Below are 14522 nucleotides of genomic sequence, written 5' to 3'. Positions count from 1 at the left end.
CGATGCGGAAGAAAGGCTGGGACATCCCCGCCGAACTCGCCCACATCGAGTCCTCCGGCACCACCCGCCAGGAAGCCAGCTCACTCCTCGCCGCCACGGCCTGAGTGTCCCTGCAACCCAACCCAATGCCCCGGTTCACTGATGCCCAAAAAACCTGATGCCCGAACTTCCTGATGTTGAGAGAGGACCAATGACGTTCCCCGTCAGAATCGAAATCATCCCTGCCCAGGGAATCGTTGAGCAGGTCCAGGCCCTGGTGCCCAAAACCACCGCGCTCAGCGTGACGTGCCTGCCGCACCACGGCATCGAGCGGACCATGCGCACCGCAGTGGAACTGTCCGACGCCGGGTACAAGGTCATCCCGCACCTTGCTGCACGCGGCATCCGCAGCCGGTCCGAGCTCACCGAGATTGTCCGGGGCTGCGATGCGGCCGGCATCCGCGAGGTCTTCGTTATTGGGGGAGACCGGAAACAGGCCGCCGGCGTCTATGACTCGGCCCTTCCGGTCCTCGAAGACATCGCCCAGTACACCGGCGGGATGCTGCGGGCCGGAGTGGCAGGCTACCCGGAGGGCCACCCGCTGGTCAGCCCCGTTGACCTGCTCGATGGCCTGCTCGCCAAGCAGCACCTGGCCACGCACGTGGTGACGCAGATGTGCTTCGCCGCGGCGAAGATCCACGACTACGCTGCGCTCCTTCGCCGCGAAGGTGTACGCCTGCCCGTCTGGGCGGGCGTGGCAGGGTCCGTCCCGCGGACCAGGCTGGTGGCACTGGGCGCGCAGATCGGCGTCGGAAGTTCCCTGAAGTTCCTGAGCCGCAAGGGCCCGCTGGCCCGCAAGCTCCTCAGCGGGGACCGCTATTCGCCGGACAGCCTGATCGCCGGGCTGACAAGCCGGCCGGGCACCATCGCCGGCATCCATCTTTACAGCTTCAACAGCCTGGATTCCGTCCCCGCGGGGCCGGACCAGGCAACAACTTCAGCACTCCAGACAGCATTGATTCGAGGAGCAGCACGTGACAACTAACCCTGTATCGGCCCGCCAGGAGCCGCATCTTGAGCGGCAGCTCACCAACAGGCACATCCAGCTGATCGCCATTGGCGGCGCCATCGGCACCGGCCTGTTTATGGGCTCGGGAAAAACCATCTCCGCGGCCGGGCCGTCCGTCATTTTCGTCTACATGATCATCGGCTTCATGCTGTTCTTCGTGATGCGGGCCATGGGCGAACTGCTGCTGAGCAACCTGAACTACAAATCCTTCAGCGACTTCGCCGCGGACCTGCTGGGCCCCTGGGCGGGCTTCTTCACCGGCTGGACCTACTGGTTCTGCTGGGTGATCACGGGCATCGCTGACGTCATCGCCATCGCGGGCTACTCGAAGGAGCTCTGGCCAGGGCTGCCGCTGTGGATCCCGGGCCTGGCCACCGTGGCCATCCTCCTGCTGCTGAACCTGGTCACGGTCAAGGCGTTCGGCGAGACCGAGTTCTGGTTCGCGCTGATCAAGATCATCGCCATCGCCGCGCTGATCATCGTGGGCATGTTTATGATCTTCACCGGTTTCCAGTCCGACGCCGGCCCTGCCACCTTCTCGAACCTGTGGAGCCACGGCGGGATGTTCCCGAACGAGTTCATGGGTTTTGTGGCCGGCTTCCAGATCGCGGTGTTCGCGTTTGTGGGCATTGAGCTGGTGGGCACCACCGCTGCCGAGGCCAAGGACCCGGAGAAGAACCTGCCCAAGGCCATCAACTCCATCCCCATCCGCGTGCTGCTCTTCTACGTGGGTGCCCTGATCATCCTGATGGCCGTCACCCCGTGGACCCAGTTCCAGGCCGGCCACAGTCCGTTCATCGCCATGTTCTCCCTGGCCGGCCTCGGCGCCGCGGCCACCGTGGTGAACCTGGTGGTGCTCAGCTCGGCCATGTCCTCGGCCAACTCCGGCATCTACTCCACCTCGCGCATGGTCTACGGACTGGCGCAGGAGGGGGACGCGCCGTCGGTCTTCCGCAACCTGTCCGCCCGCAAGGTCCCGCAGAACGCCCTGTTCCTCTCCTGCGTCCTGCTGCTCTCCGGCGTCATCCTGATGTACGCGGGCCAGGACATCGGCAAGGCCTTCGAGATGGTGACCACCGTGTCCGCGGTCTGCTTCGTGTTCGTCTGGTCCATCATCCTGGCCAGCTACCTGGCATTCCGACGGCGGCGCGCCCACCTGCACGAGGCGTCCAAGTACCGGATGCCGGGTGGGATCCCGATGGTGTGGGTGGTGTTCGCCTTCTTCGCGTTCGTTCTGTGGGCGCTGACCACGCAGCCGGACACCCTCCTGGCGCTGCTGGTCACTCCGGTGTGGTTCCTGGTGCTCGGCGCCGCCTGGCTGGTGCTGCGCCGCCGGCCTGCACACGTGGCCCGCTTTGCCCGGTTCCAGTCGGAGCTGGCGCAGGACATGGATACCGAAGCGTCGGCTATCGGGCGTGATCTTGACGGGGTGAAGAAGTAAAGCACCGCCAAGTATTCATTGACCGGCCGCAGGCAACCGGCAACGATGAGGTATGACTGACTCAGCTGATACCACCGGTGCCCCTTTTGACGACGATGAGAGCGTGGGGGAGGTTGACGGGGTGGAAACGGCGGAAAGCATCGCCGAAGACGTCAAGGACGAGATCCGCCTGGGCCACGTCGAGGACGACGTTAGCCACGTCCTCGAGGAGCGCTTCGACGAGGCCGGCATCGACCTGCGTCCCGAAGCCGTGGACGACCTCGCCGAAGAAATCGAGAGGGACGTGTCCAGTTAGCAGGCACCCGGGTACTTCGAGGCTTAGGCTTTCCCCATGGGACTCATCATCACACTGCTTGTTATCTGGCTTGTTCTTTCGGTCCTCGGCTTCGTGATCGAGGGCCTGCTGTGGCTGGCGACTATCGGCCTGATCCTGCTGGCGGCCACGGCCGTTTGGGGCTGGCTGAAGCGGAGAACCAGCGCCTGACGCTTGTTCGCCTGACGCTTGTTCGTCTGACGGCGGCAGGACCGTGCGGGCCCGAAACGGCGGGCAACAACCTGGATTAGTGCGCTGGCCGTGTTGGGCGCATGGCTTTTCGAAGTCATACCGGTGATCCAGGTGGCCCGCACGCCTTGTTTGCCCTGAAAGGAAAGCGGACGACGACGGGAACCTCCCGCCGTCGTCCGCTTTCCATTTGCCCTGACTACTGAAGTTTTCGGACACAGAGGACTCTCCCGCGCCCCAACCCCTTGCACCTGTCCAAAAACTCGGAAGGCGGGGGAGTCAGTGCCAGAGCCCCAGGGCGAACTCCGCGATCACCGTGGAGAGCAGGAACGACGCCGTGATGGCCACCAGGCCCACGGGGATGATCTTCCAGCCAATGTTCTTTAGCAGCGGGATGTCCTTGCCGAGCGACAGGCCGGCCAGGGTCAGCATCACGGTGGCGATGGACAGGAAGTCCACCGTCTTGACCGCGGCGTTCAAGGGTTCCGCCCCGAAGAACCACGGGCTGGAGATGTACGCGCCGAGGGTGGTGATGAAGACGATCGCCGAGATCTTCCGGGTGAGCTTCGCCAGCACGATGCTCACCAGCACCAGTGCCAGCATGATGGCATACCCGGCCACGATGGTCAGGCTGAAGCCCTTCGCCGCCACCGACGCCGTGCCGATGCCCAAGACCGTGAGGACCGAAAGCGACAGCCACAACGGCAGCTTCATGGCGGCCGAGGACTCGGCCACGCGTTCGCGGAACAGCCGGTTTTCCTCAGCCTGCGCTGCCTCCCGGTCAACGTCCGCCGCGCTGCGCTGGACGGATGCGCCCGCCGTTACTGCCGCGGTTTCGCGGGCAGTCTGCTTGCGGGTGAGGGCCTTGTAGAACTTGTCCGCCAGCGGCAGCGCGATGTAGATGCCCACGTACACGCCCAGCACCGTGGTGATCAGGTTGGACACGGCGGCCATGCCCAGGATGGCTTCCTGGTCAGCCGGGTAGGCGGCGACGATGCTGGCCGCGGAGGCCGCCATCATCGAGCCGGACCCCACGCCGGCGCCCATGGCCAGGGCCAGCGGATCGAAGATCTTCCAGTTGGCCACAAGGGAAGTCAGCAACGTGATGAACACGGCGCCGAACAGCGTGCCGAACACGTACATGGCCAGAACACCGCGGTACTGGTCGGAATCCGGCCCGTACTTCTCGGACACCATCGCGAAGGACGGCTCCCGGTCCAGCGAGAAGGTGGCACCTACGGTTGCCTTGCCCATCCGCAGCAGGACGGCGAGGGGGAGTGCCAGCACAATCGTGCCGAGCAGGTGGCCCACTTCCTGAAGCAGAAGTGCCGGGCCTGCCCTGAGCAGGGTGGGCAGGCTGGGACCGATGTTGAAGGCCAACCGGGCCACGAGGAGCAGCACGGCCACCCCCACCAGGGCGGCGGCCACGCGCTGGAGGTCAAGGCCCAGCGGCTTGAACTTTTGGACGGAGACCAAAAGGCCCAGGATGAGGCCCCACACCATGGGGAAGATGATGATGGCGCCGATTCCGACGTCGATCTTCGCCTGCCCGATGAACTGGACCGCCAGCGCAATGACGAAGGCAAGGGCGGCAATCGGGAGGGTCAGCTTGGTGCCGGCCTTATCGATCCGGGCTGTTTTGGTGGTGCTCATGATGTGCCTTCCTGCGTGACAGTACGACGGCGGTATGCCGCTTGGGTGAAGCGTTCCCGCTGGGCGGGGATTGAGGCGGCGCCGGCGACGGTCCAGGCCAGCGCGGTGGCTGCCTCGAACATCACCCCGTAGGCCTCGGGGGAGTTGGCAAGCGCGGCAAACGCATGCGAGTGGATGGGCACGTTGGCACCCGGAATGCTGAGCCAGGGGTGCAGGGACGGGATGACCTGGGAGATGTTGCCCATGTCCGTTGAGCCGCCGCTGAGGCCGGAGGACCGCGACGTGTCCTTGCCGAAGGCATCCATCGCGTCGGTCCAATGCGCTGCAAGGGCGTCGTCCTGAAGCAGCGGTTCGTAGAGGGGTTCTGCTTCCTCGATGACCAGCGTTGTTCCCGTGGCCAGGGCCGCGCCTTCGAAGCAGTTCCGGACGCGTTGGTGCAGCGCCTCGTATTCCGGCAGGGTAAAGGCGCGGCACTCGAACTGGACCACGGCTTTTTCAGGAATGATGTTGGTGACGTGTCCAGCCTCTGCCACGAAGCAGGCGATCCGGTGGTCACTGGGGATCTGCTGGCGGAGCAGGCCGATGGCCACCTGGCTCAGCACCGCGGCATCGGCGGCGTTCACGCCCTGGTGCGGGGCCGCTGCCGCGTGCGCCGCCTTCCCGGTGAACGTGGCCTTGTACCGTCCCACGGCCTGGGCGCTGGTGCCGGCCGGGTTGTAGGTGAGCCCGTCCTGGACCGGGTGGACCATCAAAGCCAGCCCGACGCCGTCGAACGCTCCCCGCTCCAGCATCAGCGCCTTGCCGCCGCCGTGTTCCTCGGCAGGGGTGCCGATGGCCTTCAGCGTGATGCCCAACTGGTCCACGAACGGCCGCAGGGCGAGGGCGGCGGCCACCGAGGCGCCGGCGATCAGGTTGTGGCCGCAGGCGTGGCCGATGTTCGGGAGGGCGTCGTACTCCACACACAGCGCCACCGTCAGCCCACCGCTGCCGACGCTGGCGCTGAAGGCGGTGGGCAGGCCGGATGTGCCGCGCTCCACCTCGAATCCAGCCTCAGCCAGCAGGGCGGCAATGGCCTCAGCGGACCGCACCTCCTCGAAGGAGATCTCCTTGAGCGCGTGGATTTCCTGCGCGAGTGTCTGGACGCGGGGTTTCCAGTGTTCGACGCCGTCTGCCAGTTCGCTGCGTAGCGACGCCAGTGCGGGGGTGGTGTTTGTCAGTTCCATGGGCATCTGCCTTTTTGTTTGCGCTTCCAGTGGGCGAGGGCATTAGTAGGACAGCGACGGGAAGGGGGATCCGGCGGCGCGGGTAGGCACCCAGATGGCCTTGGCCTGCGTGTACTCGTCCAGCACGCCCGGGCCGGAGGAGCGGCCGTGGCCGGAGTCGCCGAAGCCACCGAACGGAACCGCCACATGGATGGTCTTGTAGGAGTTGATCCAGAAAGTGCCGGCCTTCACCTCGCGGGCAATGTGGTGGGCGCGGGACACGTCCGAGGTCCACACGGCACCGGCCAGGCCGAAGTTGGTGTTGTTGGCCCGGGCGATGGCCTCGGCTTCGGTATCGAACGCGTCCGCGCCCACCACCGGCCCGAAGACCTCGGTGGTTTCGAGGCGGTTGGCCGGCGTGACGCCGTCGAGCAGGGTGGGCATCACCCAGTGCCCGCCGGCCAGGGCGGACCCGGCCAGGGACTCCGGCAGCGTGGTCCCGGTGACCCGGCGGCCGCCGTCGTTCATTCCTGCCTCGATGAGGGTGTTGACGGTGGCGAACTGCTGGGCCGTGATGATGGGGCCCACCTCGGTGTCCGCGCTGAGGGGGTCGCCGACGCGGAGCCGGGCTGCCTTCGCGGCCACGAGCTCAACGAACTGTTCGTGCACGCTGCGCTCCACCAGGAGACGTGACCCGGCCACGCAGGACTGGCCGGCGCCGGAGAAGATGGCCGAGATGGCGCCGTCCGCGGCCCGGTCAAGGTCCGCGTCCGCGAAGACGATGTTGGCGCTCTTGCCGCCGAGTTCCAGCAGTGCCGGGATCCCGGCCTGTGCTGCGGCCACCGCCACGCGGCGCCCCGTGGGGACGGAGCCGATGAAGCTGACCTTGCCCACGCGCCGGTCGGTGGTGAGGGCTGCGCCGACGGTCTGGCCCAAGCCGGCGGCCACGTTGAAGACGCCTGCCGGCAGCCCGGCTTCGTGGGCGATCTGGGCAAGGCGGACCGAGGACGCCGGGGTGAATTCGCTGGGCTTGATGATGACGGCGTTGCCGGCGGCGAGCGGGGCGGCGGAGTTCCACCCGGCCGTGAACATGGGGGCGTTCCACGGGGTGATGGCGACGACGACGCCCCACGGGACGCGCTCGGTGTAGGTGTGCCAATTGCCGGGGACCGGGATGGTCTGGCCGGTCAGCTTGTCCGCCCAGCCGGCGTAGTAGCCGAACATTTCGGCCACCTTGGCGGCTTCGACGCGGGCGTCGCGGATGGGTTTGCCCGTCGTGGCGGACTCGAGGATGGCGAGTTCCTCCGCGTGCTGTTCCACGGCGCGGCTGACGTTGCGGAGGATCGCGGCCCGTTCGAAACCGTTCATCGCGCCCCAAACCTTCGCACCCGCCGTCGCGCTTTCCAGGATGGCGTTGGCGCCCTCGGCGCCGGGGTCGGAGTAGGTGGCGAACGGTTCGCCGGTGGCGGCCGCGGTGAGGGTGATGCCCTCGCCGCTGCCCGGAAGGACGCGGCCGTCAACAAAGGCGCCGAGGCCTGCCGGGAAAGCCGCGTCCAGGACTGCTTTGGCGGTGGCTGCGGAGGAGGAAGTTGGTGCTGTGGTGATGCTCAATGTGGTGTTCCTTCAGGGCTGGGAGTCGGTGCTGGCGCTGGGAGTGCTTAGGCGATGGCGGTGGTGCCGGTTGCATTGCTGGACGCGGGGGCGGGCGCGGCGCCTGCGGCCGTGCTTGGTGCGCCCGCAGGCGTGATCGAAGGGGCTACGGCCCGGGCTATCTCGGTGAAGTCCGCCTTCGGTCCGAGGGCCGCCAGGGCGTCCTGCCACTGGCTTGCGACGGCCGCCAGCAGCGAGGGCTTTTCGCCGATCTGGGCTGCGACGTCCACGGCGAGGGCTGCGTCCCGGGCCATCAGGCCCAGGGAAAATCCGGAGTCGTGGGTGCCGCTGAGTACCCAGTTGGGGTACATGTTTGCGGAGACCTTGCTGCCGCCGGAGGCGCCGCTGATGCTCGCCGCCGCAGTGGCGGGATCGATGCCATAGGCCTTGGCGACGCCCAGCGCCTCACCCACCGAGACCAGGTTGGCCGCTGCCAGGACGTTGTTCAGGAGCTTGACCACGTTGCCGCTGCCGGGGCCGCCGATGTGGCTGTACTTTCCGCCGGTCAATGCGAGCAGGACGGGCTCGGCCGCGGCCAGGGCTTCGTCCGTTGCACCGACGAAGGCGCTCAGCGAACCGGTTGCTGCGCCGTCGCGGCCGCCTGAGACCGGTGCGTCCACGAACGCTGCGCCGTGCGCCTGGGCCAGCTCTGCCATGTGCTTGCTGGTGGCAGGTTCGGAGGTGGTGGTGTCGATGATCGCGACGGTTCCCGGTGCCAGGAGTTGGGGCACGGTGGTTTCCACGATGCTGGCGGCGGGCAGGGAGAGGACTGCGTACGGTGTCCCGGCGACGTCCGCGAGGTTCGCGGTGGTTCTGACGCCGGCTTTTTCTGCGGCCGCCCGTGCGGCGTCGAAGGGGTCGAAGCCGGTGACGTCCCAGCCGGCCTTGTGAAGGGTGGCGGCCATGGCGCCGCCCATGGCGCCGAGTCCGATGACGGCTATGCGGCGCTCGATCTGGTTGTTCATTGATTGGCTCCTGGAAAGTGTGCGTGCTGGGGAGATTGGGGGCTCAACGCGGGGTCATTTTTGGCCCAATAAGTGCCCATTATTGGGCCAAAAGTGACCCCGCGTTGGGCCGGGAAGGCGTGGTCAGTCGAGGTAGATGTCGAGGTCTTTCCACAGCTGCTGGGTGCGGCGGATGGCGGCGCGGGTGCGCTCCGGGTGGGCTGCCTCCATGCCGGCGAGCAAGCCGTAGACCAGGGAATTTGCGGCGGTGACGGACTGGAAGAAGGAGATGCCTTCGGAGGCCACCACCAAAAGGTGGTCCGCCGCGGCTGCCAGGCGGCCGCGGCGCATGTCGCTGATGGCGATGACCGTGGCGCCGGCGGCCTTGGCCGCTTCGGCAGCGACGATGACCTGCCGCACGGAACGCCACATGTTGATAACCACCAGCACGTCACCCTTGCCGAGGCTGTTGGTGCTGGAGGCCAGGTGGACGCCGCCCCGGTTTTCCAGGGAGATGGGGTAGCCCATGGTCGAGCCCAGGTGGGCCATCACGCTGGCGGGCCCGGCGAATGAGCCAATCCCGACGACGGTGATGGACGTGGCGGCGGCCATCGCCGCGATGGCTGCCTCGGCGTCGTCCGCTGTGTTGGAGTCCAGCGTCAGGCGCAGGTTCTCGATGTCGTGGTTCAGTGCGTCGTGGAGGGGGCTGCGGTGTTCGCCGTGCTCGGTGAGGGTGTCTTCGGTGGAGATCATCACCAGGTAGCGGGACCGGAGTTCCCGCTGAAGATCCGGCCAGCCGCGGTAGCCCAGATGTTGGGCGGCACGGACCACGGTGGAGTTGTTGACGTCTGCCCGCTGGGCGATTTCGGCGATGTCCGCGTAGGAGGAGAGCTGCGGGTTGCGGGCGATGACCTCCACAACCCGGCTTTGGGCCTTGGTGAGCGGAACGTCCGGGATCGCGTCGCCGAGCCAGGCCTTGGAAGTGTTTCCGGCGCTGTTTGAGCCGTTGGCAACACCTGCGGACGGGTCAACGACAAGGGCGTTCGTGTTCAAGGACTTCCTATTCTGTAATGCAGGTCACTCTGCAAAGCGGATTGCATTAAATGTACTCTGCAATTGCTCTTGCGGCTAGTGGTTTGCATTTCAGGGATGTAAATCCTCGTTGTGGTGGCCGCCCGGCAGCGGGACCATGGTCTTATGAACGCTGAATCTGCCAAAGCATGGGAGTTGAGCCTGCCCCAGGCGTTCCTCCTTCTTGCGACGAACGATACCGACGGCGAACCCGTCGTTTCCCAGCCTGTCCTCCAGGCGGGAGTGGCCGGGGCGGTTCTGGCCGAGCTGGATCTGTACGGTGCTATCGAGCTGCAGGGAAAGCACGTCAGGGACACCGGGTCCGGTACTGCGCCCGGGTTCCAGCAGCAGCTGGAGGTCATCCGGCACAAATCCCGGCCGCACACGCCCAAGCGCTGGGTGTCGATGCTGGAAAGCCGGGCGGAGGTGCACCGGCTTTATGAGGACATGGCCGGCAAGGGCGTGGTGAAGCACGTGGGTGAAAAGCACCTTGGCATTTTCAGGACCACCCGGTATCCCGAACAGAACCATGCGCCAAAGGCGGCGCTGCTCAAGGAGATTGAGGACGGGCTGCGTGGCGGGATCCCGGAACCTCGAAGCACGGCCCTGATTGGCCTGTTGTATGTCACTGGACTGCTGGAAAAGCTGCTCCCGGACGCTGATCGGTCGCGGGCACGGGGAATAGCTGACGGCCATTGGCCTTCCCATGCAGTTGCCGACGAGCTCCGGATGATTCGGCTGGCGGAGGCGGAGGCGGCTACGTAGGTGCGGCCGCTGCGGTGATGGGGGCTTAACGCAAGCGGACGACGGCGGGAGGTCCCGTCGTCGTCCGCTTGCCTGGCGCAGCCGTGAGAGTTTTTGGGCACTATGAGGACTTAAAGGCCCCTCAGCTCGTGGCAGCTGCCCAATAAATCGATCTGTTAGTCCTCGTACGTGTTGGCGATGTAGACGTCGCAGGGGGCGTTGTGCGCCACGCTGTTGGCGACGCTGCCCAGGAGGCGTCCGATGCCGCGCATCCTGCGATTGCCGACCACGATCACCCGGGCGTCCACGCGGATGGCTTCCTTGATCAGCGCGTCGGCGGGTTTGCCACGGGCCGCCGAGTGGGTGATCTCGAGCCCCTGTGCTGCGTTGCCAAGCGCCTTCGCGACAATTTCGGCGCTGTCGGCGTTGGAGATCCTGACCTTGTCCGAACCGACGCCGAAGGTCTCGGCGCTTTCGGTCTCGAATGCGGTCACCACGTGCAGGGAAGCTCCCAGCGACTTGGCCAGGTCCCGTGCGGCCTCCGCGGCCTTCCTCGCCGACTCGCTGCCGTCGACACCTACTACAACTACTCCGCTCATGCCCTTACTCCTTTGCTGGTATACGTCACTGGCGTTCCGTAGCCAGTCTAGGGAACGTTGGCCTGCGAACCCCATGTCATCTTGCGGATGGCCTCGCTTTGCAGTCCGCTCAGCGCGGCGAGCTCGAAGTCATCCATGACGCCGAGCCGCCGGGCGGCTGCCAGAAGATTCAGCCGCCGCTTCTCCAAATCTGTTTTTGCTTCTTCAAGCTCAGCGAGTTCTGACCTCAGCCGGGCGATCACGGCGAGCTGGTGCTCGGTGGGCAGCCCGGACGGCAGCAGGTCGTCGAAAGTCAGGCCGATGGTGCGGACGGTCCAGCGTGACAGCCCTGCGGCCTGGGCCAGGCGGGTGACCTTCATGCCGTCGCGGAGGGCCTGCCCAACGTGCTGGTTCAGGCGGACGGACAAGGGACGGCTGCTGCTGGCGTTGAACGCAAGCCGCTGCCGGTTCGCCTTGAGCAGCTTCCGGATCTTCTCCGCCTGAAGCGCCGCTTTGTCAGGCTTGGGCGTTCCGCGGTAGCGGTAATAACCGACGTCGGCGGGTTGCGTTAAGGCCAAAAGGTGGCTCCTCGGTTCGGATTCCCGCAAGGGCGGGCAAACATAGGTAGAAGGCTAGGCAGTAAGACATGGGCCACGGAAATACCAATACTTGGTGGACCCATAACCGGAAACTGTGGCTCGGCCAGCCATAAGGGACGCTTATCCGTCCACGCACTTTAGGTCTTATCCGTACCCGCAGGATTTCCCTAGGGTCGAAGGAAACGAGTTCCGCTCGCTCCTGACTCCCTAGGAAGAGACCATGTCTGAATTTGAACCTGCATCGCGAGTGTCCCGCATCAAGTCTTCGGCCAGCGTGGCCGCCGCGGCCCGGGTGCGTGAGCTGAAAGCAGAAGGGCGCCGCATCCTCGACCTGACGGTCGGCGAGCCGGATTTCGACACCCCCGAACACATCAAGGCTGCCGCCGTCGACGCCATCAAAAAGGGTGAAACCAAGTACACATCGGTCACCGGAACCCCTGCCTTGCAGAAGGCCATCCTCCAGACCCTCGAACTGCGGACCGGCCTCCGCTACACGCCGGCAGAGATCACCATCGGCGGCGGCGCCAAGCAGGTCATCTTTACTGCCTTTATGGCAACGCTGGACGCCGGCGACGAAGTGATCGTCCCCGCCCCCTACTGGGTTTCGTACCCGGACATGGTGCTTGCCAATGAAGGCACGCCCGTTGTGGTGTCCTGCGGCGAAGACGTCGGGTTCAAGCTGACACCCGGGGCCTTGGCCTCAGCCCTGACCGAACGCACCAAGTGGGTCATCCTGAACACCCCGTCCAACCCCACCGGTGCCGTATACTCCCCGGCGGAACTTGGCGCGCTCGCCGACGTCCTGGCAGGTTTCCCGCACGTCTACGTCCTTACTGACGAAATCTATGACCAGATCTACTTCGGCGAGGGCAAGCTCACCAGCCTGGTTGAGGTAGCCCCCGAACTGAAGGACCGCATCCTCGCCGTCAACGGCGTGTCCAAGGCCTACGCCATGACCGGCTGGCGGCTGGGATACGCGGCCGGACCCGCTCCACTGGTTGCCGCGATCAACAAGCTGCAGTCGCAGATCTCGTCCTGCCCGTCGTCGGTCAGCCAGGCTGCCAGCGCAGCCGCCCTCACCGGCGACCAGGGCTTCGTCCGCGAAAGTGTGGAAACGTACCGCAGCCGGCGGGACACCGCCGTCGCCGCCCTGAACGCCGTCGAAGGTCTGTCATGCGCGACGCCGGAGGGCGCCTTCTACGCGTACGTCAACTGTGCGGGGGCCATCGGAAAGACGACGCCGGACGGCACCGTGGTCCGCGATGACCAGGACTTTGTTCTTTACCTGCTCGATCATGCCTCCGTGGCCGTCATCCAGGGTTCCGCCTACGGCCTGGGCCCGTATTTCCGCATCTCCTACGCCACCAGCCTGGACATCATCGAAGAATCCATTGCCGCCATTGACAAGGCCGTCCAGGCCCTCAGCTGAACCAACCCACCGAAGGAAAAACGCCGTGATCCACGTCAAAACCAGTATTGACCGCCCCAGCGCCGACGCCGTCAGCCGGCTCGCGAAGTTCTCGTCCGCCACCATCCACGAGGCTCAGGGACGCAAGGGAGCCCTTAGCTCCAAGATCAAGCCCATCGATCGGGCCATGTCCTTCTGTGGCCCCGCCACCACCGTCCGTTGTGCACCCCGGGACAACCTCATGCTCCAGGTGGCCATCCACTACGCGCAGTCCGGGGATGTCATCCTGGCCGCCGCGGGGGAGTACGAGGAAGCCGGCACTTTCGGTGACGTCCTCGGCAACGCCATGAAAGCCAAGGGCCTGGCCGGCCTGGTCACCGACTCCGGCGTCCGCGACACCCAGGACCTCATCGAGCTTGGACTGCCCGTCTTCTCCGGCAGCATTTCCATCAAGGGCACCGTCAAGGAAACCATTGGCCCCATCAACCACCCGGTGGTCTTCGGTGACGAGATCATCTACCCGGGCGACGTCCTGCGCGGCGACGCTGACGGCGTGGTGGTGGTCCGCAAGGACGAAATCGAAGAGGTCATCCGCCTCTCGCAGGAACGTGACGACGCCGAGCGCGAGCTCATCGGCCTGTACAAAGCCGGCGGAACCACCATCGACCTCTGCAACCTGACGGATGTCCTGAAGGCGAAGGGACTGCTGGTCGAACAGGCCTAGCAGCTCAGAACAACGCCAGGGATAGCAGCAGCAGTGCAGCCGCCGCAGGGATTGCCCTGCGGCGGCTGTTCTGCGTTTGGTGGAGCCGGTGGTTGAGCGCGCCCGGTGGTTGAGCTAGGGGCCAGAAACCTTGATTTCGACGGGCTCAACCAACGACCGGTCTTACCCGTCGCGGGCGTGCAGGAACCGTGCGATGGCTTCTTCGCCGGGGGTGTGTCCTGCGCGGATGAAGTCCACGCTTCCGGGCGGTGGATCGCATGCCCGGGTAGCCGGTACTGGTTGGATGTGGTGGGGCCAGTGGGGTGGTTCCCAGTCGTGGTGTTCGGGTTTGTAGTGGCGGCCGGTGGGTGAGGTCCAGCCGGGTGGCGCGTTCTGGGTAGTTGGTGTGGGGGTCCAGCCGCTGTTGTGTTTGAGGCGGTGGTGTTTTGGGCAGAGTTGTGCCAGGTTGCTGATTCCGGTGGTCCCGCCGTGCTGCCAGGCCGTAAGGTGGTCGGCCTCGTTGTCCAAGGAGGGGTTGTTGCAGCCGGGGAAGGTGCATTTGCCGTCCCGGAGTTGAAGTGCTTTTTTCATGGCCTGTGTGAGCCGGTAGCTGGTCCGGCCGATCTCCAGCGGCGCGCCGTCCCGCGGATCGACCAGGACCCGGTAGAACGAACCCGCTCCGTTGGCCACCAGGTCCCGTGCCATCGACGGGGGGATCGGCCCATACCCGTCCAGCACCGCGGGTTCGCCGGTGAGGCCCAGCAGGGAGAACACGGGAACGGTGACCAGGACCTGGGCCCGGATCCCCGAGGACTGGCCCGCATCGGTTCCCGCGTCCATAGAATCACCGGCTCCAGGGCCGACGGTGCCACCGCCGCTGCCGGTGCCGGTGCCGGTGCTGGTGCCGCTGCCGAGAACCGCTGCGGCGAAAGTATCGGCCTTCAGTTGGGTGAGGGTGCGGGTTTCCTCCGGGCCCTGC

At 65.9% G+C, this 14522-nt stretch carries 15 protein-coding genes; 7 read left to right on the top strand and 8 right to left on the bottom strand.

Features of this window, described 5'->3' with window-relative positions:
- Window positions 1–190: 190 nt before the first annotated feature.
- Genes ACFVYC_RS22190 through ACFVYC_RS22175 form a run of 4 tightly spaced genes read left to right on the top strand, consistent with a single transcriptional unit; the run spans window position 191 to window position 2973 of the window.
- Complete coding sequence (locus tag ACFVYC_RS22190) at window positions 191–1024, top strand: methylenetetrahydrofolate reductase (protein ID WP_387554386.1); 834 nt, start codon at window positions 191–193, stop codon at window positions 1022–1024.
- On the top strand, window positions 1014–2489 hold the full coding sequence (gene cycA, locus ACFVYC_RS22185; protein WP_387554384.1) for a D-serine/D-alanine/glycine transporter: 1476 nt from the start codon (window positions 1014–1016) through the stop codon (window positions 2487–2489). Before ACFVYC_RS22190 ends, cycA begins: the two co-directional genes overlap by 11 nt.
- Window positions 2490–2541: 52 nt before the next feature.
- Window positions 2542–2784 carry a hypothetical protein gene (locus ACFVYC_RS22180; RefSeq protein WP_387554382.1) on the top strand — a complete coding sequence of 81 codons (243 nt, stop codon included), beginning with the start codon at window positions 2542–2544 and terminating at the stop codon, window positions 2782–2784.
- Between the two features lie 36 nt (window positions 2785–2820).
- Entirely contained in the window at window positions 2821–2973 is a 153-nt protein-coding gene (locus ACFVYC_RS22175) for a hypothetical protein (RefSeq protein WP_387554380.1), read from the top strand.
- A gap of 297 nt (window positions 2974–3270) precedes the next feature.
- Here ACFVYC_RS22175 and ACFVYC_RS22170 read toward each other — a convergent pair whose 3' ends face one another.
- From ACFVYC_RS22170 to ACFVYC_RS22150, 5 genes are all read right to left on the bottom strand, one after another.
- Entirely contained in the window at window positions 3271–4644 is a 1374-nt protein-coding gene (locus ACFVYC_RS22170; protein ID WP_387554378.1) for a DUF3100 domain-containing protein, read from the bottom strand.
- Complete coding sequence (locus tag ACFVYC_RS22165) at window positions 4641–5867, bottom strand: amidohydrolase (protein ID WP_387554376.1); 1227 nt, start codon at window positions 5865–5867, stop codon at window positions 4641–4643. Before ACFVYC_RS22165 ends, ACFVYC_RS22170 begins: the two co-directional genes overlap by 4 nt.
- A 42-nt stretch (window positions 5868–5909) precedes the next feature.
- Entirely contained in the window at window positions 5910–7457 is a 1548-nt protein-coding gene (locus ACFVYC_RS22160) for an aldehyde dehydrogenase family protein (protein WP_387554374.1), read from the bottom strand.
- A 47-nt stretch (window positions 7458–7504) separates the two neighbouring features.
- Window positions 7505–8461, bottom strand: coding sequence for an NAD(P)-dependent oxidoreductase (locus ACFVYC_RS22155; RefSeq protein WP_387554372.1), 957 nt, complete (start codon window positions 8459–8461; stop codon window positions 7505–7507).
- Window positions 8462–8584: 123 nt separating this feature from the next.
- Window positions 8585–9493: a MurR/RpiR family transcriptional regulator gene (locus ACFVYC_RS22150; protein WP_387554370.1), complete on the bottom strand. Its 909-nt coding sequence runs from the start codon at window positions 9491–9493 to the stop codon at window positions 8585–8587.
- A gap of 144 nt (window positions 9494–9637) precedes the next feature.
- Between ACFVYC_RS22150 and ACFVYC_RS22145 the strand changes: the two genes are divergently transcribed.
- Window positions 9638–10276 (top strand): GPP34 family phosphoprotein, encoded by a 639-nt coding sequence (locus ACFVYC_RS22145; RefSeq protein WP_387554368.1) that lies wholly within the window; start codon window positions 9638–9640, stop codon window positions 10274–10276.
- 155 nt (window positions 10277–10431) lie between these two features.
- Here ACFVYC_RS22145 and ACFVYC_RS22140 read toward each other — a convergent pair whose 3' ends face one another.
- Both ACFVYC_RS22140 and ACFVYC_RS22135 read right to left on the bottom strand, forming a co-directional pair.
- Window positions 10432–10854: a universal stress protein gene (locus ACFVYC_RS22140; protein ID WP_387554366.1), complete on the bottom strand. Its 423-nt coding sequence runs from the start codon at window positions 10852–10854 to the stop codon at window positions 10432–10434.
- Window positions 10855–10901: 47 nt separating this feature from the next.
- A complete protein-coding gene (locus tag ACFVYC_RS22135) occupies window positions 10902–11411 on the bottom strand; it encodes a hypothetical protein (RefSeq protein ID WP_387554364.1) in 510 nt (169 codons plus the stop codon).
- 241 nt (window positions 11412–11652) lie between these two features.
- Between ACFVYC_RS22135 and ACFVYC_RS22130 the strand changes: the two genes are divergently transcribed.
- Window positions 11653–12861, top strand: coding sequence for an aspartate transaminase (locus tag ACFVYC_RS22130; protein ID WP_387554362.1), 1209 nt, complete (start codon window positions 11653–11655; stop codon window positions 12859–12861).
- Window positions 12862–12886: 25 nt separating this feature from the next.
- Entirely contained in the window at window positions 12887–13564 is a 678-nt protein-coding gene (locus ACFVYC_RS22125) for a 4-carboxy-4-hydroxy-2-oxoadipate aldolase/oxaloacetate decarboxylase (protein WP_387554360.1), read from the top strand.
- Between the two features lie 162 nt (window positions 13565–13726).
- Here ACFVYC_RS22125 and ACFVYC_RS22120 read toward each other — a convergent pair.
- On the bottom strand, window positions 13727–14522 hold a 796-nt coding region (locus tag ACFVYC_RS22120), incomplete at its 5' end, for an HNH endonuclease (protein WP_387554358.1).

The sequence above is a fragment of the Pseudarthrobacter sp. NPDC058329 genome (assembly GCF_042879835.1).
GTDB lineage: Bacteria > Actinomycetota > Actinomycetes > Actinomycetales > Micrococcaceae > Arthrobacter.
The sequence above is the reverse complement of the archived record's forward strand: the minus strand, read 5'-3'. Positions and strand labels throughout refer to the sequence as shown.

What these genes read in the sequence shown, in the direction of transcription:
- ACFVYC_RS22145 (WP_387554368.1), top strand. Translation starts at nt 9,638, where the DNA reads ATGAACGCTGAATCTGCCAAAGCATGGGAGTTGAGCCTGCCCCAGGCG.
- ACFVYC_RS22180 (WP_387554382.1), top strand. Translation starts at nt 2,542, where the DNA reads ATGACTGACTCAGCTGATACCACCGGTGCCCCTTTTGACGACGATGAG.
- ACFVYC_RS22155 (WP_387554372.1), bottom strand. Translation starts at nt 8,461, where the DNA reads ATGAACAACCAGATCGAGCGCCGCATAGCCGTCATCGGACTCGGCGCC.
- ACFVYC_RS22175 (WP_387554380.1), top strand. Translation starts at nt 2,821, where the DNA reads ATGGGACTCATCATCACACTGCTTGTTATCTGGCTTGTTCTTTCGGTC.
- ACFVYC_RS22130 (WP_387554362.1), top strand. Translation starts at nt 11,653, where the DNA reads ATGTCTGAATTTGAACCTGCATCGCGAGTGTCCCGCATCAAGTCTTCG.
- ACFVYC_RS22140 (WP_387554366.1), bottom strand. Translation starts at nt 10,854, where the DNA reads ATGAGCGGAGTAGTTGTAGTAGGTGTCGACGGCAGCGAGTCGGCGAGG.
- ACFVYC_RS22170 (WP_387554378.1), bottom strand. Translation starts at nt 4,644, where the DNA reads ATGAGCACCACCAAAACAGCCCGGATCGATAAGGCCGGCACCAAGCTG.
- ACFVYC_RS22190 (WP_387554386.1), top strand. Translation starts at nt 191, where the DNA reads ATGACGTTCCCCGTCAGAATCGAAATCATCCCTGCCCAGGGAATCGTT.
- ACFVYC_RS22165 (WP_387554376.1), bottom strand. Translation starts at nt 5,867, where the DNA reads ATGGAACTGACAAACACCACCCCCGCACTGGCGTCGCTACGCAGCGAA.